The 22,796-nt window shown below is 68.0% G+C and carries 20 protein-coding genes; 4 read left to right on the forward strand and 16 right to left on the reverse strand.

Annotated features, from left to right (window positions below):
* Positions 1-3: 3 nt before the first annotated feature.
* The 9 genes from KF796_08630 to KF796_08670 form a co-directional block, all read right to left on the reverse strand.
* Complete coding sequence (locus KF796_08630) at positions 4-570, reverse strand: hypothetical protein (protein ID MBX3586698.1); 567 nt, start codon at positions 568-570, stop codon at positions 4-6.
* Between the two features lie 215 nt (positions 571-785).
* Complete coding sequence (locus tag KF796_08635) at positions 786-926, reverse strand: hypothetical protein (protein ID MBX3586699.1); 141 nt, start codon at positions 924-926, stop codon at positions 786-788.
* A gap of 49 nt (positions 927-975) precedes the next feature.
* Entirely contained in the window at positions 976-2,211 is a 1,236-nt protein-coding gene (locus tag KF796_08640) for an MFS transporter (GenBank protein MBX3586700.1), read from the reverse strand.
* Positions 2,208-2,681 (reverse strand): TerB family tellurite resistance protein, encoded by a 474-nt coding sequence (locus KF796_08645; GenBank protein MBX3586701.1) that lies wholly within the window; start codon positions 2,679-2,681, stop codon positions 2,208-2,210. The genes KF796_08640 and KF796_08645 overlap by 4 nt, the downstream gene beginning before the upstream one ends.
* Positions 2,682-2,751: 70 nt before the next feature.
* Positions 2,752-4,125 carry an MATE family efflux transporter gene (locus tag KF796_08650; protein MBX3586702.1) on the reverse strand — a complete coding sequence of 458 codons (1,374 nt, stop codon included), beginning with the start codon at positions 4,123-4,125 and terminating at the stop codon, positions 2,752-2,754.
* A gap of 27 nt (positions 4,126-4,152) precedes the next feature.
* The gene (locus KF796_08655) at positions 4,153-4,779 is read right to left on the reverse strand and encodes a DUF2239 family protein (protein ID MBX3586703.1); all 627 of its coding nucleotides are present in this window, start codon (positions 4,777-4,779) and stop codon (positions 4,153-4,155) included.
* 70 nt (positions 4,780-4,849) lie between these two features.
* Entirely contained in the window at positions 4,850-5,836 is a 987-nt protein-coding gene (locus KF796_08660) for a PAS domain-containing protein (protein ID MBX3586704.1), read from the reverse strand.
* A 194-nt stretch (positions 5,837-6,030) separates the two neighbouring features.
* A complete protein-coding gene (locus KF796_08665) occupies positions 6,031-6,741 on the reverse strand; it encodes a hypothetical protein (protein ID MBX3586705.1) in 711 nt (236 codons plus the stop codon).
* A 91-nt stretch (positions 6,742-6,832) separates the two neighbouring features.
* Positions 6,833-7,612: a hypothetical protein gene (locus KF796_08670; GenBank protein ID MBX3586706.1), complete on the reverse strand. Its 780-nt coding sequence runs from the start codon at positions 7,610-7,612 to the stop codon at positions 6,833-6,835.
* A 58-nt stretch (positions 7,613-7,670) separates the two neighbouring features.
* Between KF796_08670 and KF796_08675 the strand changes: the two genes are divergently transcribed.
* Positions 7,671-8,432 carry an NYN domain-containing protein gene (locus KF796_08675; GenBank protein ID MBX3586707.1) on the forward strand — a complete coding sequence of 254 codons (762 nt, stop codon included), beginning with the start codon at positions 7,671-7,673 and terminating at the stop codon, positions 8,430-8,432.
* A gap of 37 nt (positions 8,433-8,469) precedes the next feature.
* Here KF796_08675 and KF796_08680 read toward each other — a convergent pair whose 3' ends face one another.
* Together KF796_08680 and KF796_08685 are read right to left on the reverse strand one after the other, a co-directional pair.
* On the reverse strand, positions 8,470-9,417 hold the full coding sequence (locus KF796_08680; GenBank protein MBX3586708.1) for a DMT family transporter: 948 nt from the start codon (positions 9,415-9,417) through the stop codon (positions 8,470-8,472).
* Between the two features lie 85 nt (positions 9,418-9,502).
* Positions 9,503-10,102: a DUF938 domain-containing protein gene (locus tag KF796_08685; protein MBX3586709.1), complete on the reverse strand. Its 600-nt coding sequence runs from the start codon at positions 10,100-10,102 to the stop codon at positions 9,503-9,505.
* Between the two features lie 113 nt (positions 10,103-10,215).
* On the opposite strand from KF796_08685, the gene ylqF reads away from it, so the two are divergent.
* Positions 10,216-11,139: a ribosome biogenesis GTPase YlqF gene (gene ylqF / locus KF796_08690; protein MBX3586710.1), complete on the forward strand. Its 924-nt coding sequence runs from the start codon at positions 10,216-10,218 to the stop codon at positions 11,137-11,139.
* A 70-nt stretch (positions 11,140-11,209) separates the two neighbouring features.
* On the opposite strand, the gene KF796_08695 is transcribed toward ylqF, so the two are convergent.
* Positions 11,210-12,811, reverse strand: coding sequence for a cache domain-containing protein (locus tag KF796_08695; GenBank protein MBX3586711.1), 1,602 nt, complete (start codon positions 12,809-12,811; stop codon positions 11,210-11,212).
* Between the two features lie 157 nt (positions 12,812-12,968).
* Positions 12,969-13,448 (reverse strand): RcnB family protein, encoded by a 480-nt coding sequence (locus tag KF796_08700; protein MBX3586712.1) that lies wholly within the window; start codon positions 13,446-13,448, stop codon positions 12,969-12,971.
* A 242-nt stretch (positions 13,449-13,690) separates the two neighbouring features.
* On the opposite strand from KF796_08700, the gene katG reads away from it, so the two are divergent.
* Positions 13,691-15,892: a catalase/peroxidase HPI gene (gene katG / locus KF796_08705; GenBank protein MBX3586713.1), complete on the forward strand. Its 2,202-nt coding sequence runs from the start codon at positions 13,691-13,693 to the stop codon at positions 15,890-15,892.
* A 198-nt stretch (positions 15,893-16,090) separates the two neighbouring features.
* On the opposite strand, the gene KF796_08710 is transcribed toward katG, so the two are convergent.
* Positions 16,091-16,399, reverse strand: coding sequence for a nucleotidyltransferase domain-containing protein (locus tag KF796_08710; protein ID MBX3586714.1), 309 nt, complete (start codon positions 16,397-16,399; stop codon positions 16,091-16,093).
* Between the two features lie 64 nt (positions 16,400-16,463).
* On the opposite strand from KF796_08710, the gene KF796_08715 reads away from it, so the two are divergent.
* The gene (locus KF796_08715; protein MBX3586715.1) at positions 16,464-16,787 is read left to right on the forward strand and encodes a low molecular weight protein tyrosine phosphatase family protein; all 324 of its coding nucleotides are present in this window, start codon (positions 16,464-16,466) and stop codon (positions 16,785-16,787) included.
* A gap of 122 nt (positions 16,788-16,909) precedes the next feature.
* Here KF796_08715 and KF796_08720 read toward each other — a convergent pair whose 3' ends face one another.
* Positions 16,910-19,684 carry a DUF3857 domain-containing protein gene (locus KF796_08720; GenBank protein MBX3586716.1) on the reverse strand — a complete coding sequence of 925 codons (2,775 nt, stop codon included), beginning with the start codon at positions 19,682-19,684 and terminating at the stop codon, positions 16,910-16,912.
* Between the two features lie 279 nt (positions 19,685-19,963).
* Entirely contained in the window at positions 19,964-22,756 is a 2,793-nt protein-coding gene (locus KF796_08725; GenBank protein ID MBX3586717.1) for a hypothetical protein, read from the reverse strand.
* Positions 22,757-22,796: the final 40 nt, after the last annotated feature.

Raw genomic sequence — 22,796 nt, forward strand, 5'->3', positions numbered from 1 at the left:
GTTCTAGAGCCGGGCGGGCTCGGTGGCTGCAAAGCCGCCGCTGGCCTGGCCGGACTGCTCCGCCACATGGCGCTGGGCAAAGGCCTCGTCGCCGTTCATGAACAACCGGTTCAGCGCCGCGAGGTCGTCGGCGGTTTCGGGGTCAAGGGTGGAGACTTCCATACCCCTGGGCACTTGCAATGCCGGTGCTGGCGCGGGCACCGGCGCGGGGGCCGGCTCGGGCGCGACCGACGCCGTCCAGATCTTGGGCGATGGCATGGGGGGACAGACGGACTCATCAGCGAGCGCGAACTGCCAGGAGATGCCCATGAACCAGTTCATGGCCAGCGGGTCGAACAGCCCGATGCGCTGGAGCAGGCTGTTCTGGAACGAGACGCCATAGGTCAGCAGCCGGGTGTCCCAGTGGTGGACCTTCAGGCGCAGGTGCATGCCCGGGTCGGAGTTGCGCCGCGTCATCACGAACGCCTCGCCCGTGATCCAGGCCGTGGGAATGCCGTGCTTGACCAGGGTGTCGCGCAGCACCACGCGAACCAGTTCCCGGCGCGTGGATGTCTGGCTGGCCGCAGGCATCTGCGAGACAGGCGATGCCCGGAATTGTGTCGATGCCGGTGCTGACGGCGGCCGGGGGGCCTTGAAAAGACTCGTCAAAAAGCTCATGGGGATGGGCCTCCGCGAAACCCGTGGATGCCGCCCTCCCGTGAAATCAGTCGACGCGGATCAACCCATAGAGTAACAAATTGTCACGCCGGACGCCACGAAAAAAAGCGGCGGCGTGCTTTGCCACGCTATTTGTTCTTGAGCTTGCCGCGCGGCATCACCGTGGTGGTGGGCGGCAGGGGCCGGTCGGAAGACCCCGGTTTGGGCGGTGAAGTGTCCTTTTTGGGCTTCTTGACCATCTTGTTGCTGCGTTGGTCGCCTTTGGCCATAGAGCCTCCGTTGTGCGGCCCCGGGGTGTGACCGATGCGTGATGTTAAATCACGCGGCGGGGTGTCTTGCGGCGCGCCCGGTCCCGAACATGAAAAGCAGCGCGGCCACGCCCAGTGTCAGGGCCCCCTGCAGCACAAAGGCACCCGCGTAGCCGCCACCGTGTGAGGCGATCACCCCAAACAGCGGGGCACCCATGATGACCCCCAGAAAGGTGCAGGCCAGCGTGCCCGAGGTGGCCTTGCCGGCCTCGCCCGGCGGCGCCTGGCGGGCGACTTCGGCAAGGTAAACGCCATTCCAGCCGCTGGCCGTGGCCCCGAACACGAACATCAGCGCCGCCAGCACAAAGGTGGGGGGAATCAGGTGCCAGAACGACAGGCCGCCGGCCGTCAGCGAAGCGGCCGAGATCACCAGCGCCAGCGTGGCCAGCATCACCAGCGGCGGGACCAGCCGGTCGCTGAGCCAGCCCCAGACGATGCGGCCGGTGACGCCGCCCAGTTGCGACAGGCCCAGCACCGAGCCCGCCAGCAGCGCGGTCATGGCCATGTCCGAGGTGAGGAAGCTGACGAGGTAGCTGGTCAGCGAGATCTGGATGCCCGACAGCACGAACGACACCGCGGCCAGCACCCGCAGCGGTTTGTGGCGCAGGATCACGGCCAATGGCTCCACCAGCTGGCGCAGAAAGCCCCGCAGCGACAGCTGCAGCGCCGCTGCCTGGCCGCTGAGCGAGCTGGCGTGGGCGTCCAGTCCGGCGCGGATGGGCGCGGCCGAGGCCGCCACCGCCACGCAGCCCAGCGCCAGGGTCAGCAGGGTCCAGTGCCAGCCGGTGGCCGCCGCCAGCGGCGGGATGCAGAAGCCGCTGAGCGCCACGCCCAGCGGCACCCCGGTCTGCTTGATCGAGAACACCAGGTTGCGCTGGTGCTCGGGCGTGGTGCGGATCAGCACATGCGAGCTGGCCGGCGTGATGGGCCCGTAGCCCAGGCCGATGAGCAGCGCCGCCAGCGGCAGCACGGCCGGCAGCAGCGCGGCCAGTGCCAGCCCGGCGGCCGACACCAGCAGCGCCACCTGGCTGGAGCGGATCGCCCCCCAGCGCTCGACCAGCGAGCCGGCCGACAGGCTGCCGATCACGGCGCCGAAGTAGGCCACCAGCACAAAGGCGCCGATGCCGGCCGTACTCAGCCGCGGCGTGCCGGGTTCCACGGGCACGAGAACGGGAACGGCCATCAGGGCCAGGGCGCTGAAAGCCTGGATCAGCAGCGTGACCGCCAGCGGCAGGAAAGATCTCATCCCGGCAGGATACCGGCGGCGTCCCTGGCGCGCAGCTTGGCGGCGATGTATTCCCCATGCGTGACATGCAGCAGCCCCGCGACCTTGCTGATCACGTGGTTCTCGTTGGCGTCCAGGTGGGCGTCGGCATAGGCCACCTGCCACATGGCCTCGACCACCTCGATCTTCTGCGGCTGGGTGAGCCGTTCGTTGAGGCAGCTCGTGAAATGGAAGTAGTCATTGGCGCGCCGGCTTTCTTCCTCGGCCTGTGCCACCAGGCGGTCCAGCGCCTCGTCGGCCAGGCCAAAGCGGTGGCGCAGCGTCGCCATCACGGCCTCGCGCTCCGGCGCGGCCAGCGTGGGGTCGGCCCGCATCACCTCGACCAGCAGCACGGCGGTCGCCAGGCGCAGCGCCTGCTCGCGCTGTTCGGGGGAGGGGATGTCATCGGCGCCCGTGAAGGCGTCGAACAGGTCTTTCAGGGTGCTCAGCATCAGTGGGTTTGACGGTTCATGAACAGGATGGAGCCCGCGCCGGCGCGCTTGGTTCCCGGCCGCGGCGGCGTCACACCAGCCGCTCGATCTTTTTCTTGCGCCAGACGAACTGGTAGTAGCTGGCCTGCAGGACCAGCATCGACACGAAAGTAATCGGGTACGACATCCAGACGCCGTTGATGCCAAAGTGCTTGCTCAGCAGCCAGGCCGACGGCACCTCGATGGCCGCGATGCAGAAGATCGAGATGCCGGTGGGCACCAGCACCGAGCCACTGGCGCGCATCACGCCGCCCAGCGTGGCCGAGAAGCCGAAGATCACCGTGCTCCAGAGCATGATGTGCAGCAGTGTCTGCGCCAGCTCCACCACCGGTTCCTTGGTGATGAACATGCCGATGAACTGGCGCGAGAACAGGTAGCCCACCAGCACCAGCCCGCCCGTGAGCACCAGGTTCATCTTGAGCCCGGTGCGCGCAATGGCCTTGAGCCCGTCGGCCTGGCCGCGGCCGATGGCCTGGGCGCCCAGGATCGACGCCGTGATGGCAATCGACAGCGCCGGGAACTGCACATAGTTCACCACCTGGTTGACCGCGCCGTAGGCCGCCGTGGCGTCCGAGCCAAAGCCGTTGACCAGCGACAGCAGCACGATCTCGGCCAGCGAGATGGTGATCATCTGCACCCCCGTGGGCAGGCCGATGCGCATCACCAGCTTGAGGATGGCCGGGTCCAGCCGCAGGGCATTGAACAGCTCGCGGTCGGGCGCCAGCGCGTGCTTGACGCGCCGCATGTACCAGGCCAGAAAGGCCAGCGCGGCGATGAACGAGACGATCGAGGCCGCGGCCGCGCTGGTCACGCCCAGCCGGGGCAGGCCGCCCCAGCCGCGGATGAAGGCCGGCGTCAGCGCGCACGAGATGGCGGTGGACAGCAGCAGCGCGTACAGCGGGGTCAGCGTGTCGCCCACCCCGCGCATGAGCTGGGTGAGCAGAATGAACACCAGCAGCCCCGGCATGGCCAGCATCATCATGCGCGCGTAGCTGGTGGCCTCGGGCAGGATGTCGGCGGGCGTGCCCAGCGCGCGCAGCAACGCATCGGTGAAGGTGCCGCCAAACAGCGCCACGCCCAGGCCCAGCATCAGGCCCAGCAGCAGCGCCGTGCCGGCGATGGCCTTGACCTTGTGCGGCTCGCGCGCGCCCCAGGCCTGGCCGATCAGCACCGAGGCGCCGGCGCCAATGCCGATCACCAGCGCGATGAAAAAGAAGATGACGGGGAACATGCCCGCCACGGCCGCCAGCGCGCGCGTGCCCAGCATCTGGCCGATGAACACGCCGTTGAGCGTGCCGGCCAGGCCCTGCAGGATGTTCGACAGCACCATGGGGCCCAGGAACACGAGGAAGATGCGCCACAGCGGGCGGGCGGGGAGTGACAGCGGGACAGCGTTGGTTGTCATGATTTTTTGCTGGAGAGTTTTTCGGGTTCAGCCTGGTTCGGCGCCAAAGGCGCCCTGGGCCAGTTGCCGTGCGTAGTGGCGCACGTCCTCGGGCCATTGGGCCGTCAGGGTTTCAAAGACATCGGCCTGGCCGGCATACAGCGCGCGCAGCGCATCTTCATAGCCCGGCAGGTTGCCGGCCACCGGGCCCATGAAGCGGTAACAGCGCTCCTGCGCCGCGCGCATCTGGTCGTGCGGCGTGCCCTGGCGCTGCGCCTCGTTCACGAGCTTGCGCAGGGTCACCGAGGCGCCGCCGGGCTGGCTTGCCAGCCAGTCCCAGTGGCGCGGCAGCAGCGTGACTTCACGCGCGACCACACCCAGCTTGGGCCGGCCCCGGCTGCGGGGCGCGGCCGGGGGGCTGTCCGCAATGGCGGGCTGCGGCTGGGCTGCGGCCAGGGCACGGGCCACGGCCTCGTCGGGCGTGCCCCGCAGGTCCAGCTCCAGGGTGCGGCCGCTTTCATCGTCGAAGACCAGGGGCACGGGCTGCTCGGGCTGCTCCTGCATCAGGGCGGCCACGGCGCGCACCACGTCGGGCAGCAGCCCCGAGGCAATGCGGCGCGTGCCCTGGAAGGCGGTGCAGGCGGCGGGCGACAGGGTGGGGGCGGCTGAACTCATGGCCGCGAATAATACCCGGAATTAAATTAGACCGTCAATGCGCCCGGGTAATATTTTTGAAAAAGGCCCGTCAGGCGGGCCGCGGCGCGCGCAGGCTTTCGAGCTGGGCCTTGAGCCGCAGGATTTCGCGCCGGGCATTGATGCGCTCGGTGTCGTCGCGGATGCCCAGCGTCAGGCCCAGATCGGAGGCGCTGAATTTCATGTGGACCCAGATGCCCAGGGGCGGGTAGAACTTTTCAAACTCGATGGCCACGCCGTCGCGGATCGCGTTCTGGCATTTCTCCAGAAAGCGGCCCGCGGCGGTTTCAGGAAACTCCACCAGCAGGCTGCGCCCGATCAGCTCATTGCGGTCGCGCCGCAGGATGCGCTCGGCCTCGGGGTTGACGTAGACAAAGCACCATTCGTCGTCCAGCAGGATGAAGCCGTCGGGCAGGCTTTCCAGCGTCTGCGTCAGCCGCTCGGCGGTGCGGCGGGCCTCGTCGGCCACCGCGCGGAACTTGCTCACGTCCTGAATGGCGCCGCGCACATGGGTCACGCGGCCGGCCGCGTCGCGCTCGGCCTCGCCGATGGCGCGGATCCACAGCTCATTGCCCTTGGCCGTGACCAGTTGCAGCTCCAGGTCGAACGGGTCGCCGCGCTTGGCGCAGGCGTCAAACGCCGCAATCAGCAGCTCCTGCGACTCGGGGGTGTAGAACTCCAGCGCCTCCTCGGCATTGGGTTCGTAGTCGGGCGGCACCTCGTGGATGGCCTTGACCTCGTCGGACCAGACCCAGTGCGTGCCCGCCAGCTCCACGCCCCAGGCGCCCAGCCGGCCGGCCGCGGCCGCCATGCGCAGCAAGGCCTGGGTCTCGCGCACCTGCTGCTCGGACATCCATGAATCGGTAGCCTGGCCATTGGCCCCGAGGTAGCCGCGGTAGGTCACGCCCGAGGTCCAGAACGAGCCTTCGGGCGTGTCGGCGCTGGCATCGCGGCGGCGCCAGAGGCGACGCCAGGCGGCAGCCACCTCGTCGCCGATGCCGGTGACGTCTTTGGCCTGCAAGGCGTGGGCGTGGGTCATGGGTTTTCCTCGCATGGTCAGGTCGATTCTGCTGGGAACCCTCAGGCGCGCATAAGCCGTGCCACATTCGTGTGTAAATGTCACAAGCGCGATTGAAAAAAGGCGTTGCGCCGTTCATCCCGGCCCGGATGAGTACGCAAGTACCAGAAAGAGGCTCCGCAGCGAGCTGAAAATCGCCCGGCGCGAGCGCTTCGTCAGTCCGGTGCCAGCAAAGACAGGCGCGCAAAGCAGGCTGCGCTGGAGCCGTCGTTGTAGGGCGCAGCCGTTCGCAGCCCGGCCAGGGCCTGTTCCCGGGTCACGGCCACCCATTCACCGGCCGTGCCGTGGCGCGTGGGCTTGCTTTCCAGTCCATTTGGTGCGGCGCGCACCGAAAGCCAGCTTTCATGGTCTTCCTGCGTGACCGTCAGGCACCATCCCGGGGCGAAGCGGTCCAGCAGGCTGGGCAGGGCTGTTGCCACCAGCCCGGGCGAAAAGATGCACGGGGCCTCGATGGCGGCACCCGCCTGGCGCCACGGCCCGAAGGCCATGCCGGGCACCTCCAGCCGGTGCGTCACCGTGGGGCGCATGTCGGCGCCCGGGTGGAGTAGCGACAGGATCAGCGCATCGGTGCCGGCAAAGCGCCGCACCACCTGCTGCTGCGAGCCGGCCCATTCGCACAGCTGGGGCGCGCCGTTGCCGATGCCGCTGTAGCCCACCGCGTTGCCGTCGCGCCGGCCGATCCAGCGGGCCGAGGGAAACTGCGCCGCCATGGCCGCGCCATACAGCTCGCCCGGGTCCTGCGGGCCGTCGAGCCACTGCAGGCCATAGCGTGTCAGGCCCGGTTCCACACCTGGCAGCAAACGCTGGCAGTCCGCCGGCAGCCAGGGGTGGGCCGCCATGATTTCAGCAACGCGCTCAGGTGACATGGTCCCTCCGGCGGTGAACGGTGTGTGGTGCGCTCCATCATGCCGCCTGGGGCCGGCGATGTCGAGGGCCGGGCGGCCGGGGGCCCGCGCCTCAGCCGCCTGACAGGCCGTCGCTCGCGGCGCGGACCGCCGCCGCGTTCCAGCCGATGTGCGCGAACTCGCCGCGCAATTGCCGCTGCGCCTCGGGCGCCAGCGCGTCGGCCCAGCCCGTGCTGCGCAGGGCCTGCAAGGTCACGTCGCGGCCGCGCGCGGCAAACACCAGGCAGTTGCTGTGGTCGCGCGTGACCACCTGCATGGCGTTGCCGCCAAAGCTGCGCAGCAGGCGCGCGCAGAACGCCGGGTGCGCGCCGTGGTCGGTGTGCAGGTTGACCACCAGCACACCGCCGGGCGCCAGCGCCTGCCAGCAGTCGTCGTAAAAGGCCTGCGAGCACAGGGCCTCGGGCTGGCCTGAGCGGTCAAACCCGTCGACCAGCAGCGCGTCAAGGCGCCCACGCTGCAAGCGCACCCAGGCTGCGCCGTCGGCCAGGGCCACCGACAGGCGCTCGTCATCATCGGGGATCAGGAACCGGCGGCGCAGCGCCAGCACACCGGGGTTGTTTTCGGCCACCAGGATGCGCGCGGGCGCCAGGTGGCGGTGGCAGAACTTGGCCAGCGAGCCGCCGCCCAGGCCCACCATGCCGATGGTGGCGGGCCGGGGCTGCAGCAGCAGGAAGCCCATCATCGTGCGCGTGTAGTCCACCTGCAGCTGGTCGGGCCGGTCGGTGCGCATGCCACTCTGGATTTCGCCGTAGCTGAAGTGCAGCGAGCGCTTGTGGCCGTCTTCAACCACGAAAGGCGGGTCGGGGTTGAGGCTGGAGAATCCGCCGGGCATGGGGCAGTTTAGCCAGCGCGGCGACCGCGGATCAATAATGGTCCGCAAGGAGCACACCATGGCCACACGAGACAACGCCCGGCTGGCGGTACTGATCGACGCGGACAACGCCCAGGCCTCGGTCATCCAGGAACTGCTGGCCGAGGTGTCGCGCTACGGCACCGCCACCATCAAGCGCGCCTATGGCGACTGGACCACCACCCAGCTCAAGAGCTGGAAGGAGGTGCTGCACACGCTGGCGATCCAGCCGGTCCAGCAGTTTGCCTACACCAGCGGCAAGAACTCCACCGACTCGTCGCTGATCATCGACGCCATGGACGTGCTGCACACCGGCAGCGTGGACGGCTTCTGCCTGGTCTCGTCCGACAGCGACTTCACGCGCCTGGCCACCCGCATCCGCGAATCGGGCCGCGTGGTCTATGGCTTTGGCCAGCGCAAGACACCCGAGCCCTTTGTGGCGGCCTGCGACAAGTTCATCTACACCGAGATCCTGCGGGCCAAGCCGGAAGAACCCAAGGCCGAGGAGGCCGGCGACGCCGTCGTGAACGTGGCCGAGCTGCCCAAGCTCAAGCCCATGGTGCTGACCGCGCTGGACGCCACGGCGCGCGACGACGGCTGGTCGTCACTCTCGGCGCTGGGCAGCCAGCTGTCGCGCAACCACCCCTCGTTTGACCCGCGCAACTACGGCGTGTCCAAGCTCGGCGAGCTGATGCGCAAGCAGAATTACCTGGAGCTGCGCGAAGTGCCGCTGGGCGATGGCTCGGCCCAGGTCCACACCCATGTGCGCCGCAAGGAAGCCGGCGGCCCGCGCCGCAGATGAAAAGTGCCTGGAGTCCAGGCGGGGCGGCCACTGTGCGCTATGAAAACAGGAGCGCCACCACGCCCGCCAGCACCAGCAGCAAGCCGGCCTGCTCGGCCACCGAGAGCTTCTCGCGCAGCAGGCGGTGCGACACCGCGTAGCTGAACACCACCTCCACCATGCCCAGCGTGCGCACGTTGGCGGCCGAGGTCAGCGCAAACGCGGTGAACCAGCCGATCGAGGCCAGCGCCCCTGCCGAGCCCGCCAGCACCGAGACGCGCCAGGCCGTGCCAATGGCGCGCAATGCCGCCGGCGCGCGCCAGGCCAGCCAGCCGCCCAGCAGCAGGGTCTGGATCGCCTGGGCCCACAGCACGCCCCAGCCGCCCGACAGCCAGGGCGACACGCCGGGCAACTGCAGCGCCGCGCCGCGGTAGCCCACGGCCGACAGCGCAAAGCCCGCGCCCGAGGCCAGGCCATACAGCGCGGCCAGCCCGGCCCAGGCGCGCACGCCGCCTTCAGGCACCACGGCGGCCTTGCGCGGCAGCGACAGCAGCACCACGCCCGCCGTGGCCAGGCCCATGGCCAGCAGCGTGACCCAGCCCGGCAGCTCGTGCAGGAACAGCGTGGCAAACACCGCCACCTGCAGCGCGTCGGTTTTGGAATAGGCCACACCCACCACAAAGTTGCGCTGCTTCATGGCCAGCAGCAAAAACGCCGTGGCGCCCAGCTGGCTCACCGCGCCCAGCAGCAGCCAGGCGAAGTAGCCCGCGTGGAAGGTGGGCACGGCCGCTGCCGTGGCCGGCAGCGCGTGCAGCACGGCCACCCAGGCCGCGGCAAACGGCAGGCCATAGGCAAAGCGCGCCAGCGTGGCGCCCAGCGTGCCCGCCTGCGCCACCAGCGAGCGCTGGGCCGCGTTGCGCGCCGTCTGCGCCAGCGCCGCCCACAGCACGATGGGCACCCAGGCATAGGCCAGCAACGGGGCAGGTTCCGGGGGCAGGGCGGGCATGGCCCCGGTTATACGCAAAAGCCCGCGCGGGACTCAGCGTGTTTGGGCATGGCCGGCATGCCCGGGCGCCATGTCAGCCGCCATCTCAGCCGCGCCCAAACACCAGCAACAGGTTGTTCGCCGGCATCTCGTGGCGGGCCTTGAGCTGCAGGCCGGCTTGCGCGGCCTGGGCCTTCACGTCTTCCAGGCGGCGGATGCCCCAGGCCGCATCGCGCTCGCGCAGGCTCTGGTCAAAGGCCAGGTTGCCGGGTGAGGTGGGCACACCCTCTTCGAGGTAGGGGCCGTAGGTGATGAGCTGGCCGCCGGGCGCGAGGTGGCGGGCGCTGCCGCGCATCAGGGCCGCGCAAGTGGCCCAGGGCGCAATGTGCAGCATGTTGGCGCAGTAGATGGCATCAAAGCTGCCGACGTTCCAGTCAGGCATGAGCACGTCCAGGCGCAGCGGCGCCCGCACATTGGCCAGCCCGGCCTCGGCCACGCGCGCGGCCAGCGCCGGCAGCGTGTCGGCCGTGGCATCGGTGGGCTGCCACTGCCACTGCGCCAGCGCGGCCGCAAACCACACCACGTGCTGGCCGGTGCCCGAGGCCACCTCCAGCAGCGTGCCTTGCGGCGGCAACAAGGCCCGCAGCAGGTCGAGGATGGCATCCTTGTTGCGGTCGGCGGCGGGGCTGAAGGGGAGGTTGAACATGCGGATGGTTGTACCACCCTGTGGAGCTTGAGGGGTTGCTGCGGCCCCGCCGCGCCGCCACTCAGGTATCGTCGGGGCCCACCCAAGAACTGAACAAGACCTGAAAGCGCACCATGGCCATCCAGTGGTTCCCGGGGCACATGCACCTCACGCGCAAAGCCATTGCCGAGCGCGTCAAGGAGATTGACGTTGTGATTGAAGTGCTGGACGCCCGGCTGCCGGGCTCCAGCGCCAACCCCTTGCTGGCCGAGCTCACGGGCCACAAGCCGGCCCTGAAGATCCTCAACAAGCAGGACGTGGCCGATGCCGCGCGCACCGCGCTCTGGCTGGACCACTACAACGCCCAGCCCGGCACGCGCGCCATTGCGCTCAATGCCAACGACGGCGCCGCGGTGCAGATGCTGGCGCCGGCCTGCCAGGCGCTGGCGCCCGGGCGCGGCGGCATGGCCAAGCCCATGCGCGTGCTGATCTGCGGCGTGCCCAACGTGGGCAAGTCCACGCTGATCAACGCGCTGTCCAACAAGCGCCAGGCCAAGACCGGTGACGAGGCCGGCATCACCAAGCTGGAGCAGCGCATCACGCTGGCCGACGACTTCTACCTGTACGACACGCCGGGCCTGCTGTGGCCGCGCATCATCGTCACGCAAAGCGGCTACAACCTGGCGGCCAGCGGCGCGATCGGGCGCAATGCCTATGACGAGGAGCTGGTGGCGCTGGAGCTGCTGGACTACCTGCGCCAGCACTACCCGGGCCTGCTGGCGGCGCGCTACAAGGTCAGCGGCGCCGAGGCCATGAAGGACGAGGAGGTGCTCGAAGCCATTGGCCGCCAGCGCGGCGCGCTGCTGGGCAAGGGCCGCGTCAACACGCAGAAGGCCGCCGAGATCGTGATCACCGAATTCCGCAGCGCCACGCTGGGCCGCATCACGCTGGAAACCCCGGAAGAATTCGCGCAGTGGCTGGCCGCCGGCCAGGCGCTGGATGCTGAAAGGCTCGCCAAAAAGGAAGCGCGCGGAAAAAAAGGCCAAAAAGGCCTGTAGTCCAGGGCCGGCGGCCACTTTCAGCTATCAAAAACGCAGCGGACAAGCCCGGGGCAGCCGGGCTGCAGGTTCAGGTGGCTGGCAGCGCACGGCGGGCCCGGCCGGCCGGGGCGAGCCGGGCGGGCGAACGGTGCGCATCCGCCGGCGCCGCGGCCGGTGCATCGGCCTGGCGCCAGTAAATGCCGCAGCCAATCACCACGTCGTCGCAGCGCTCCACATAGGCGGACTTGGGCAGCACTTCGCCGGTGAGCGGGTGCGGCACGCGGAAGTCGTTCCAGCCCGAGCCCGCGGTGCGCGCGATCTCCACGTTCTGCTGCGACAGCAGGTTGCCGTCGGCGTCGCGCAGGCCGCTGTCGTCCTGGCCCACGGTGGACGGGTCGGGCGCAAAGGACAGGCGCGTGCACTTCATGTCCACCACAAACAGGTAGTCCTCGCCGTGGATGAAGCCGGCGCCGGGGTTCATGAAGTCCTGGCAGGCCTGGCGCACGCCCACCTTGCGCATGTGCCGCACGCCGGCCTTGACCAGCGCCATGGCGCGCGCGCGGTCGTCGGCGCGGTCGGTCTTGAAGCGGCCCACGGCGCGCACCAGCTGGGCCGACTCGCGGCCAAAGTCTTCCACGGCGCTGGTGGCCTCCTCGACCAGCGCGGCGTTCTGCTGGGTGGCGGAGTCGATGGCGGCAATGGCGCGGTTGATCTCTTCCACGCTGCCGCTTTGCTGGCGCGAGCTGTGGGCGATGGCGCCCAGCACCTGCGTGACCTCGCGCACGCTGTCCACCACCTCGGTCATGGTGCGCCCGGTGGCGCTGACCAGGCCCCGGCCCTTCTCCACGCTGCCCGTGGTCTGGCCAATGATCTCCTTGATCTCGCGCGCGGCCTGGGCGCTGCGCTGCGCCAGCGTGCGCACCTCGTTGGCCACCACGGCAAAGCCGCGCCCATGCTCGCCCGCGCGCGCGGCCTCGACCGCGGCGTTGAGCGCGAGGATGTTGGTCTGGAAGGCAATGCCCTCCACCGTGCCCAGGATGTCGCGCACGCGGCCGGCGCTGTCCTCGATGCGCTGCATGGTGGCGGTCACGTCCTGCATGCTGGTGGCGGCCTTCACGGCCACCTCGCCCGAGCGGGCGGCGAGTTCATTGGCGCGCGCGCAGTGCTCGGCGTTCTGGCGCGCCAGCGCGGCCAGCTGCTCCATGCCCGAGGAGGTTTCCTCCAGCGAGGCGGCCTGCTCCTGCGAGCGCTCGGCCAGCTGGCCATTGCCCGCGGCCATGCCGCGCGCGCCGCTGGCGATGGCCTCGGCGCTGGACCAGACCTGCTTGACGATCAGCGCCAGGCTGCGGTTCATCTGCATGATGGTGTCGTGCAGGCGGTCGGCATCGCCGCCCTGGCGCACCCGCGCGGCATGGGCCTGCTCGGTGACCAGCTCGCCGCTGGCAATGCGCTGCACCAGCTGGATGGTGCGCTCGGTGCCCTGTGCCATGAAGGCCCGCAGCGCGGCCAGCGCATAGCAGGCCAGCAGCACCAATGCCACCGCGAGCGTGCCGGCGGCCGGGCGCGGCAGCGGCGCCGCGAGCGCCACCAGCGTGGCGCTGCAGAACAGCGCGCCCGTGACCACGAAGCAGCCGCCCAGGCCCAGTGGGCCCATCACCCGGAAGGCGGGTGCATAAAAAGTACTCTTCATTGCCGTCACTCCTCTTGTTCACCCCCTGCAGCAAGGTCGGTGCCCGGTTGCCTGAAGAGTGAACGCCAATGCTAAGCGACGCACAACGACAACGGCGCGGATCAACCGCGCCGAAGTCGCACCGGCGCAACGGCCGGGCGGTGAGGGTGTCAGGGGCTCAATGGCTCAGCAGCAGCTGCGCGATCACACCCGTGGCGATGGCGATGAGCACGTAGTCGCTGCCCACCTGCACCCACTCATGGCCGCGCGGCGGCGCATGGAGGTGGTGGCCGCGCCAGTCATTGACCACGTACTGCCGGCTGCGGTACTCGCGCGGGATGTAGCCGCCGCGGTGCCATTCGGGGCCCCGGGCGTCGTAGTAGTAGCGCTGGCCCTGGTTGCCGTAGTAGACATGGTGGTCGCGGTTGCCGGGCCGGTTGTCATGGCGGTTGTCGTCGCGCCGGTTGTCGTGCCCGCGCCCTTGCTGCGGGCCACGGCCGCGGTCATGCTGGGCGAACTGGCGGCCGTTCTGGGGGTAGAGCTCGCCGGGGCGGCCGGTGTCCAGGTGGGCGTCGTAGCCCGAGGCCTGGGCAAAACTCAGCGAGCTTGCGCCCAGTGAAGCAGCCGCAACGACGCAAACAAGAATTCTGGATTTCATGAGAGACCTTCCATGGTGGATGAGTCTTCATGGTGGGGCCTGGGCTGCTGGCGCAGCGCAAAGTCATGCACTCGTTGCGCAAAGTCTTGTGACAAGGTGTGCGGGTTCCGAGCGGTGTTTCAGGGGCCGTCTTTGGCTTTCACTATAGCTTTTATTAATAAATCAATGTTGATTGATAGCTAACCAGCGCCTAGACTGGACGCACCGTGAACCGCAACCCGTCTGACTCTGAAGGAGACCCCATGTCCAACGAAGCCAAGTGCCCCTTTTCTGGCGCCGCCCGCCCCCACGCCCTGGCCGGCGCCGGCACCAACGCCAGCTGGTGGCCCAACCAGCTCAACCTGAAAATCCTGCACCAGCAGTCGGCCCTGTCCAACCCCATGGACGAGGGCTTTGACTACGCAACGGAGTTCAACAGCCTGGACCTGGATGCCGTCATCCGGGACCTGCACGCGCTCATGACCGACTCGCAGGACTGGTGGCCCGCCGACTATGGCCACTACGGCCCGTTCTTCATCCGCATGGCCTGGCACAGCGCCGGCACCTACCGCACGGCCGACGGCCGCGGCGGCTCGGGCTCGGGCACCCAGCGCTTTGCGCCGCTGAACAGCTGGCCCGACAACGGCAACCTGGACAAGGCCCGCCGCCTGCTGTGGCCCATCAAGCAGAAATACGGCCGCAAGATCTCCTGGGCCGACCTGATGATCCTCACCGGCAACGTTGCGCTGGAGTCCATGGGCTTCAAGACCTTTGGCTTTGCCGGCGGCCGCCAGGACGTGTGGGAGCCCGATGAAGCCATCTACTGGGGCCCGGAAGCCGAGTGGCTGGGCGACAAGCGCTACACCGGCGACCGCGAGCTGCAGAACCCGCTGGGCGCCGTGCAGATGGGCCTGATCTACGTCAACCCCGAAGGCCCCAATGGCCAACCCGACCCGCTGGCCTCGGCGCGCGACATCCGCGAGACCTTTGCGCGCATGGCCATGAACGACGAGGAAACCGTGGCCCTGGTGGCCGGCGGCCACACCTTTGGCAAGACCCACGGCGCGGCCAACCCTGGCCAGTACGTGGGCGCCGAACCCGAGGGCGCCGACATCGCCGAGCAGGGCCTGGGCTGGAAGAACAGCTTTGGCAGCGGCAAGGGCGTGCACACCATCACCAGCGGCCTGGAAGGCGCCTGGACCACCAACCCCATCCGCTGGGACAACGACTACTTCGACATCCTCTTCAAGTACGAATGGGTGCTGACCCAGAGCCCCGCCGGCGCCCACCAGTGGACCCCCACCGACCCCGCCGCCAAAACCACCGTGCCCGATGCGCACGACCCCGCCATCCGCCACGCGCCCATGATGTCCACCGCCGACCTGGCGCTGCGCATGGACCCGGCTTACGAAAAAATCTCGCGCCGCTTCCACGCCAACCCGCAGGAATTTGCCGACGCCTTTGCCAAGGCCTGGTACAAGCTCACCCACCGCGACATGGGCCCGCTCTCGCGCTGCCTGGGCCCGCTGGTGCCCGCCGAGCCGCAGCTGTGGCAAGACCCCATCCCCGCGCTGGACCATGAACTGGTCAACGACCAGGACGTGGCCGCGCTCAAGGCCCGATTGCTGGCCTCGGGCCTGAGCACGGCGCAGCTGGTGAGCACGGCCTGGGCCTCGGCCTCGACCTTCCGCGGCAGCGACAAGCGCGGTGGCGCCAACGGTGCGCGCATCCGCCTGGCGCCGCAAAAAGACTGGGAGGCCAACCAGCCTGCCGAACTGGCCAAGGTGCTGCCCGTGCTCGAGGCCGTGCAGAAGGAATTCAACGCGGCCCAGGCCGGTGGCAGGAAGAAGATCTCGCTGGCCGACCTGATCGTGCTGGGCGGCAGCGCCGCCGTGGAAGCCGCCGCGCAGAAGGCGGGTCACGCGGTCACGGTGCCCTTCACACCCGGGCGCATGGACGCGCGGCAGGAAGAGACCGATGTGGAAGCCTTTGCCGTGCTCGAGCCCGTGGCCGACGGCTTTCGCAATTACGTGCGCCAGGGCTGCGAAGCCCAGACCGCCGAGCTGCTGATCGACAAGGCCAACCTGCTCACGCTGACCGCGCCCGAGATGACGGTGCTGGTGGGCGGCCTGCGCGTGCTCGACGCCAATGTGGGCCAGACGCCGCACGGCGTGTTCACCACGCGGCCCGGCACGCTGAGCAACGACTTCTTCGTCAACCTGCTGGACATGAACACGCAGTGGCAAAAGTCCGCCACGGCCGAAGGCGTGCTCGAAGGCCGCGACCGCAGCACCGGCGCGCCCCGCTGGACGGGCACCGTGGCCGACCTGGTCTTTGGCTCCAACTCGCAACTGCGGGCGCTGGCCGAGGTCTATGCCAGCAGCGACGCGCAGCCGGTGTTCGTGAAGGACTTTGTGGCGGCCTGGACCAAGGTGATGGACCTGGACCGGTATGACGTGAGGTGAGGGGCGCGAAAGGGGCCGGGTTGGCGCTCAGCCCCTTCGCTGGAGTGCGATAGCCGGGTTTTGAATCAAAAGTGGCTGGAGTCCAATGGCGGCGGCCACTGTGCGCTATCAAAAATGGAGCAACTTACTTCAATTCATCCTGCAGCGTTTGCACGGCGGCTAGCAAGGAAGGCAGGGCATGGTTGGCAATGGCGCGGGTCACACTGCATAGACGGCTTCGCGGTGGCGGTTGATATTGGCCAGCACGTACGGGTTGCGAACCGCACCAGGCTCCACAAGGTCCACACCCCGCCCCAGCAAGGCCTCCAGCGCTGCCTTGGCGCCGAAGAATGTGTCGAGCCCTGGCTGCACGCCGGGCGCAAACTCGACCAGAAAGTCCGCGTCGCTACGTTCGGGGTCAAAGTCATCAGACCGTGCAGCCGAGCCAAACACCTCCAGGCGGCGAATGCGGTAGCGCTTGCAAATGGCGGATATGCCTGCGCGATGTTGGGCGATGGCGGGGTGCATGGACGAGAGTTTGGCGGGGCACGGCTGTCGAGGCCCCATGAGACAGGGAGTCACAATCCCTCCCATGCTCAACCTCCTGTTTGTCTGTAGCCGCAACCGCCTGCGCAGCCCGACGGCGGAGCAGGTGTTTGCGAACTACCCGGGCGTGGCCACCGATTCAGCCGAGCTCGCGCCCGATGCCGACACGGTGCTGGACGCCGGGCAGGTACATTGGGCCCACGTGATCTTCGTCATGGAAAAAGCCCACCGGGCGCGGCTGAACCAGCGCTTTCACAAGGCGCTGGCAGGCAAGCGCGTGGTGTGCCTCGACATCCTGGATGACTACGTTTTCATGCAGCCGGAACTGGTGACGCTGCTAGAGAAGCGCGTAGCGCCCCATTTGCGCTGATTTTTGGATTTTCAGAGTCAAAAGTGGCTGGAGTCCAGGCGGGGCGGCCATGTCGCGCTATCAAATAGAGAGCAAATCGGCGCGCCGCCCGGAGAACTCATGTGCCGGGCCCGGCATGACGATCATTTCGTGGCTTCGAGTTGGCGCAACTCGAACGCTGCCGCAACGTGTTCGGTGTAGAGCAGGATGCCCTGGCCCCGCGTCTTCCTGAAGTACTCGGCTGCCCTGGCGTTGTCGCCCTGCATCCGGTACCACTGACCCGCGTAGAAGTAGCCCTCGGCCAGACCCATGACACGGTCGTCCCCGTTCTTTTTCTCGACGGCGGCCAGCGCCTCGGCCGGTGTCAGCAGCCCGTGCAGCATGGCCAGGGCGGGGCGAGGCCATTCGCCTTGGGGATTGAGGGCCGCGAATTGTCGTTGTTCCGGGGTGGGCGTGATGCCCGCCCGGCTCTGGGCCCACACCCGCCACATTTCGGCGTAGAGCCGCAGGTCCTGATCGCCGCCGGCGTCTGCTCCGGCCTTGCGGAAATCCTCGGCGGCCGAGGCAAACTGCCCGGCGTAAAAGCGGGAATGGCCGCGCAGGTAGTAGGTGCGCGCCTCCTCGGGCGCCAGAGAGATGGCCTGGCTCAGATCGCCGATCGACTTGACGAAATCGCCGCCCGCAAAGTTGATCGTGCCCCGGCAGGCGTAGGCCCGCGCAAAGTTGGGCGATGTCTTGACGGCTTTCTCTGCGTCCTTCAGGCCTTCGGCAGGCTTGCCGAGATCGGACAAGGCTTCGGCCCGGTTGCAATAGGCTTCAGCCAGGTCCTCACCGCTCAGGCGGCCACTGTCGATGCCCTTGCTGACTTTCTCGATCCGGTCTGTCAGCTGTGACTCCATCATTTGCTGCAGTGTTTTGGCACCCAGGCCCAGGAAACCGCTGGCTTTGACTTCGTCGCGCTCGACCACGTAAACGCCCCTGTCCAGGTCGTAGACCTTGCGCACCGCCGCCATGAAGGCACTGGTACGGCTGGCTTCCACCGGCCTGCCCGGCAGGACCAGCTCAAATGACGTGGCTGCGCGGTTGCCCCTGAAGCTGCGGGTCATGGTGAACTCGAAGGCGTCGTCGCGTACGGAGCGGGTTTCCGGGTCGGTGACCTTGGCCACTTCCGGGGGGAACTCGACTTCCACCGAGTACTTGTTGACGCCGGCTGAAGGCATGTCGTAGGGCTGGCTGCGGTTGGCTGAAGGGGGCAAGGCGATCAGTCCCTGGAAATTGGAGGCGGCGTACTTGAGAAACCAGCCCGGGCCCACGCTGGGCGCCATCTTGGGCGCCTTCATGCGCAGCTCAAGCGTCAGCGTGTTGTTGATCCGGTCATCCTTGACCACGGGGGAGGCCACGTGCTGGATACCCGGGTAGCGCCGCTCATAGTTTTCGAGAGATCCTTTTTCCAGTGTGCTGGCCGGAATCGAAGCAAAGAGTTCCCGGCGGGTTTCTGCCTCGTATCCCGAGTATTTGTGCTGGACGAATACCTCGGCGTCACCGCCGAACTTGGGCAAGGTGATCTTTTCGGCCAGCTCATTGCGCCTGCGGGCTGCGGGGCTGGGCAAACTGACGATCTCAAACGCAGACGCCTTCGGATCGACGGGCAATACTTCAGCGTCTTCCCAGACTTGGCCCATGGTGGCCAGCGGACCCCACTGACCCCGGCGGGTGGGGTCGAGAAAATACACCTGGCCATCGACCACGGCGCGCACGATGGCGTGGTCAAAAACATGGGGCGAGGGCAGGCTGCGGCTGACACCGCGAAAACTCCGCGCCGACACCAGCACCGGCCGGGCTTCGATGCCCATGGCCTGCAGCAACTGGATCAGCAGCGCCGACTTGTCCTTGCAGTCGCCATAGCGGCGCTCCAGCGTCACATTGGCGGGGGCTGGCCTGTGAGAGCTTTCACCCAGCACCAACGACACGTAGCGGATTTCGTTCTGAACCCAGCTCAGCGCCGCGGACGCGCGCTCGTCGGACGTGGGCTTGCGGGAGAACTCCGCGACCAGCTCGGCTGCGGCGGGCGTGAGCTTGCCCTCGGCCTTGAACAGGTCACTGGCCCAGGTGCCCACCTCGTTCCAGCTCTGGAACTCCGAAAACTGGATGTATCTGAACGGGATGAACTCGGAAGGGACCCGTGTTTCAATCTCCGTGGCCGCGAGGGCGCGGGTCTCCCAGAGCAGGTGGCGCATGTCGCCGCGGACAGACTCCCTGGGCTGGTCCTGTTGCTTGTTCAGGTCGCCAAACATTTTCCAGGCGATGTTCCGGCTCATCGGGTACAGCATCGACACGCGCCGGTACTCGGTGCGCAGGCTCTGGTCCCAGCTTGCGGACTGGACATACTTGCCGTTCAGCACCGGGTTTTGCCCTTCGATGGTGTAGGCCACCTCGAACACATCACCGACCCGCACGTCATCAATGAGCAGCGAGGCACTGATCTGTCCGCTGTAGACACCGCGCTCCAGGCCCAGTTCGCGCTGCAGAAAGGAAATCCTGGCGGTGGCCAGCTTGTCGATGACCGTGCCAGCGCGCACCAGGCGAAGGGTGTGCAGCTTCAAGCGCTGATAAGCGGGGTCGAACTCAATGGAATAGCGCCCCAGTTCATTCAGCACGTCAGCCGCGTTGGCCAGCCAGGCGCGGTGCACATGGAAGGCTGGCACTGCGGCATTGAACTGGGTGTCTGCCAGCAACAAGACCGCCGGGCCCTTGTCCTGCGTGGCGGGAAGCTGGGTCTGGGGCTCCACCCAGGCGGGCAGCGGCGCGGCCCGCTCGAACTGGCTGGTGGTCAGGCCCACTTCCTTCAGCCCTTCTGGCGGGGTCTGGGCATGGACGAAGGCCACAGACCCCATGGCAACCATGCAAATGGCGGCCATGGCAAACCGGATTCTCAAAAAGGCTGGCATGCGTTTTCCCTGAATTGCTGTTGATGCTTTGGGCCCGGGCCGACGCATCGGCACGGCGCGCAAAGGAGTTTATCCGGGCGGCCAAATCGGGAGCTTTTGACGCGCAGCCTGACGCCCGCCGCGCGGCACTGGTCGCCTACAACGTCTGCCGATAGCGCGCCAGCATCTGCTCTTGCGTTTCAAACACGTGTCGGGCGACACCTTGCCGGCGACCTGGTCGCGCAGCATTTCACCCTTGCCGGGCGCGCTCTAGGTGCGCGGGCACAGCCCTGCGGAGCGTGCCGCATCCGCTCGCGCGGCGTGTTGCAGCCGCCGCCAGGTCTCGGAGTCTGGCGCTCTGCAATACCGAGCCTGGAAGCCCCTGCCCTGAGGGCCCGCGCGAACCTGAGCGATTGCCGCACGCGCTTCACTTTCCATCGATGCATCGCGCACCGCGCGGGCAACGATCAATCGGTCCACCTCGTGCAAAAGATTGGGCCCCCTGCCGTTGGTGGTGCGGCTGTCTTCGTAGCGGCGCCAGGCCCGCTCCAGCGACGCTGCGTCGCTTTGCTGAAGTTGGGCCCACACCCAGGCCTCGTGAACCTGCCGGTTGGGATACTGCCAACTGTTGGACACCCGCCTGGGAACCCGGGCCGCGGCCGTCTGGAGCAACTGCGAAGCCTCGCTGACGCGCCCCCGGTCGATCAGAAACCACGCCAGATCGGTCTCCGCGCTGGTCCGCGAGACCCGTGCGTTCAGGGCCTGCATGCTGCGGTCGGCCTGCGGTGGCAGCGCTTGCGCGTCGATTCTGCGGCGCAGCTCCGCCTCGGCTTGCGGAAACTGGTTGCTCTCGTGGTAAGCCCGGGCCAGCGAGAGCCGGGCACTGTCGACCATGTGGGGCTCTACGCGCGCGGCGTCGTAGTGCACAAGCACTTGTTCCCTCAGGGTGACCCGTTCGTGGGCCGGCAGCTCATGCAGGTAGGCCAGCCGTTCCTTGGCTCGCGCCAGCAGCAGCTGGGCACGGCTGGCTGAGCTGCCCTGAAGTTCCTGCACCAACTGCCGCAGGCGCAGGTCGCCCTGCGGCCCGCTTTCGGAGTCTGCGGTGAGCAGCAAGGCCTGCGCACGGTCAATGTCTCCGGGCTCGCGTTCCTGCGCCAGGGCCCATGCCGAGCGCGCGTACCGGCTGCGCCGCTCCCCGTCGTCGCGCGACTCGGCCTGCTCAGCGGCCTGCAAGAGCACCTGCAGGCGCTGCGGTGGGGGCACGGTTTCAATGCGGTCAGCCTGCACGATCCAGTCGGGCTCGGGGGCCGCGGGTTGGGCGCGCCCGGGTGTGGGGTCTACATCGTCGGGCACATAGGATGGGTGCAGCCCGGCGGTCAGGGCCACGGACGTCCAACCGCCGGGGAATGCCTGCACGGCCAGCCCGATGGGCGCCGCCAGCACCAGCAGGTAGATGGCCATTCCGGTAATGGCCTCCAGCGCACGGGGCCGCCGGCCCTGCAACTCAGGCAAAAGCGCTGCCACCACGTTGATGCGCTGCGCCCCGTTCCATCGCGCAAAGGCGGGCCGCTGCAGTGCCGCAAAGACATGCTCCATCGCTTCGCGCTGGCCCAGCGTTTCGCCGGGCTGGCGCACGATCGCGCGGTCCACCCTCATCACGCGCCATTGGTGCGGCAGGCTCAGCCCCACCAGTGCGCCGACGATCTGCAGAACCGGGTCGCTGGTGGAAATGCCCATGGCCAGCAACGCCAGCACACCCAGCACAGCAAAGACGAAGCGCGCCGTTGGCAGCCTGGCGAACAGGAAAGTTTCCACCACCCGCCCGCCGTCCAGCGGGGTGATGGGCAGCAGATTGAGATAGTTGATCACCAGGCAGGCCACCAGGAGCTCGAGGAACCATGGCGGTGGAACGAACCAGCCGCCCATCATGCCCAACAGGCCGGCCACGGCGAGTGCGATGCCAGGCAGCGGCCCGGCCAGGTAGACCAGCAACTTTTCCCACGGGCCTGCTGACGGCTTTTCACCACTGGCCAGGCCGCCCAGCCCGGGGACGAAAAATACCGAGAGGTTGCCATACCCGGAGAGCTTCATCGCGAGGAAATGGCCGCCCTCGTGCAAGGCGATCACCGCCAACAGGATGGGCAGGAATGTCCAGCTGATCCACAGGCTCCCGATCCCCAGGAAGAGCAGGGCGCTCAGCGAAAAAATCTGCCACTTGCGCCTCCCCGACCAGCGCAGCGAGCGCTGTAGCGCAAGGTGCTTCTCGTATTGCGCGACGTCTGTCTCCAGCCTGGCAACGGCCGTCAAACCGGCGCCAGCGGGTAGTTCAACGGCGGGAGGGCTGGGGGGCCGCATTGCATGGGCCCGCGCCACGCGCCGCTGCCCGAGGTTCCACCGGATGGCATAGCGAACGGCCGCGCGCAGGTTCATGTACCAGTGCTCACCGTCGCGGTGCACGAGGCCCAGGCGCTGGCCGTGCGGCAGCAAGGTCTCGGTCATTTCCTGGTCGGCGCGGAGGAACGTGTCGCCATCGGTCAGGATGGTGCCCTTCAACTGGGCCAGCCGGGCCTGGTGAAATGCCCATGACTCCTGCCAGTTAGGCAGATACCGGTCCTGCAGGTCTGCGTTTGGGGGCGGGATGATGGACTCGTGCGCCCTGCAGTTGGTGGTCATGAGGGCAGGACACCCCTGCACCAGCGAAGTGAAGGCGACGCGGTACAAGTCGGGGTCGCTCGGCAGGCTCGGCCTGCTCACGTGCGCATGCGTGCGGCCGTCCGCGTGCTGGTACGCATCCGTGAACTCCAGGGTGTCGCCCTGGGCGACCGCGAACGACTCCTGCGCCGTGCTCAACCGGTACCGGAAGCCCAATGCCTCCAGTTCTGGCCGTGCAGCATCGAGAGCGGCGCGGATTTCGGGCGGGATCGCGTCGCGCGGAACGATGCGCAGGGTGGGCGAGCGCAGCGCAATTCGGGCCAGGCGCACGGTAGCCACCAGTATCGCCATGGCCAGGACGGCAGGCACGCCGAAAACCAGCGCCATCAGCCCGTTCACGATCAGATCCATCAATTTCTCCCTCGTTGATTTTGTAGGCGGGATGTTATAG

The sequence above is a fragment of the Ramlibacter sp. genome (assembly GCA_019635435.1).
Classification (GTDB): domain Bacteria; phylum Pseudomonadota; class Gammaproteobacteria; order Burkholderiales; family Burkholderiaceae_C; genus JAHBZM01.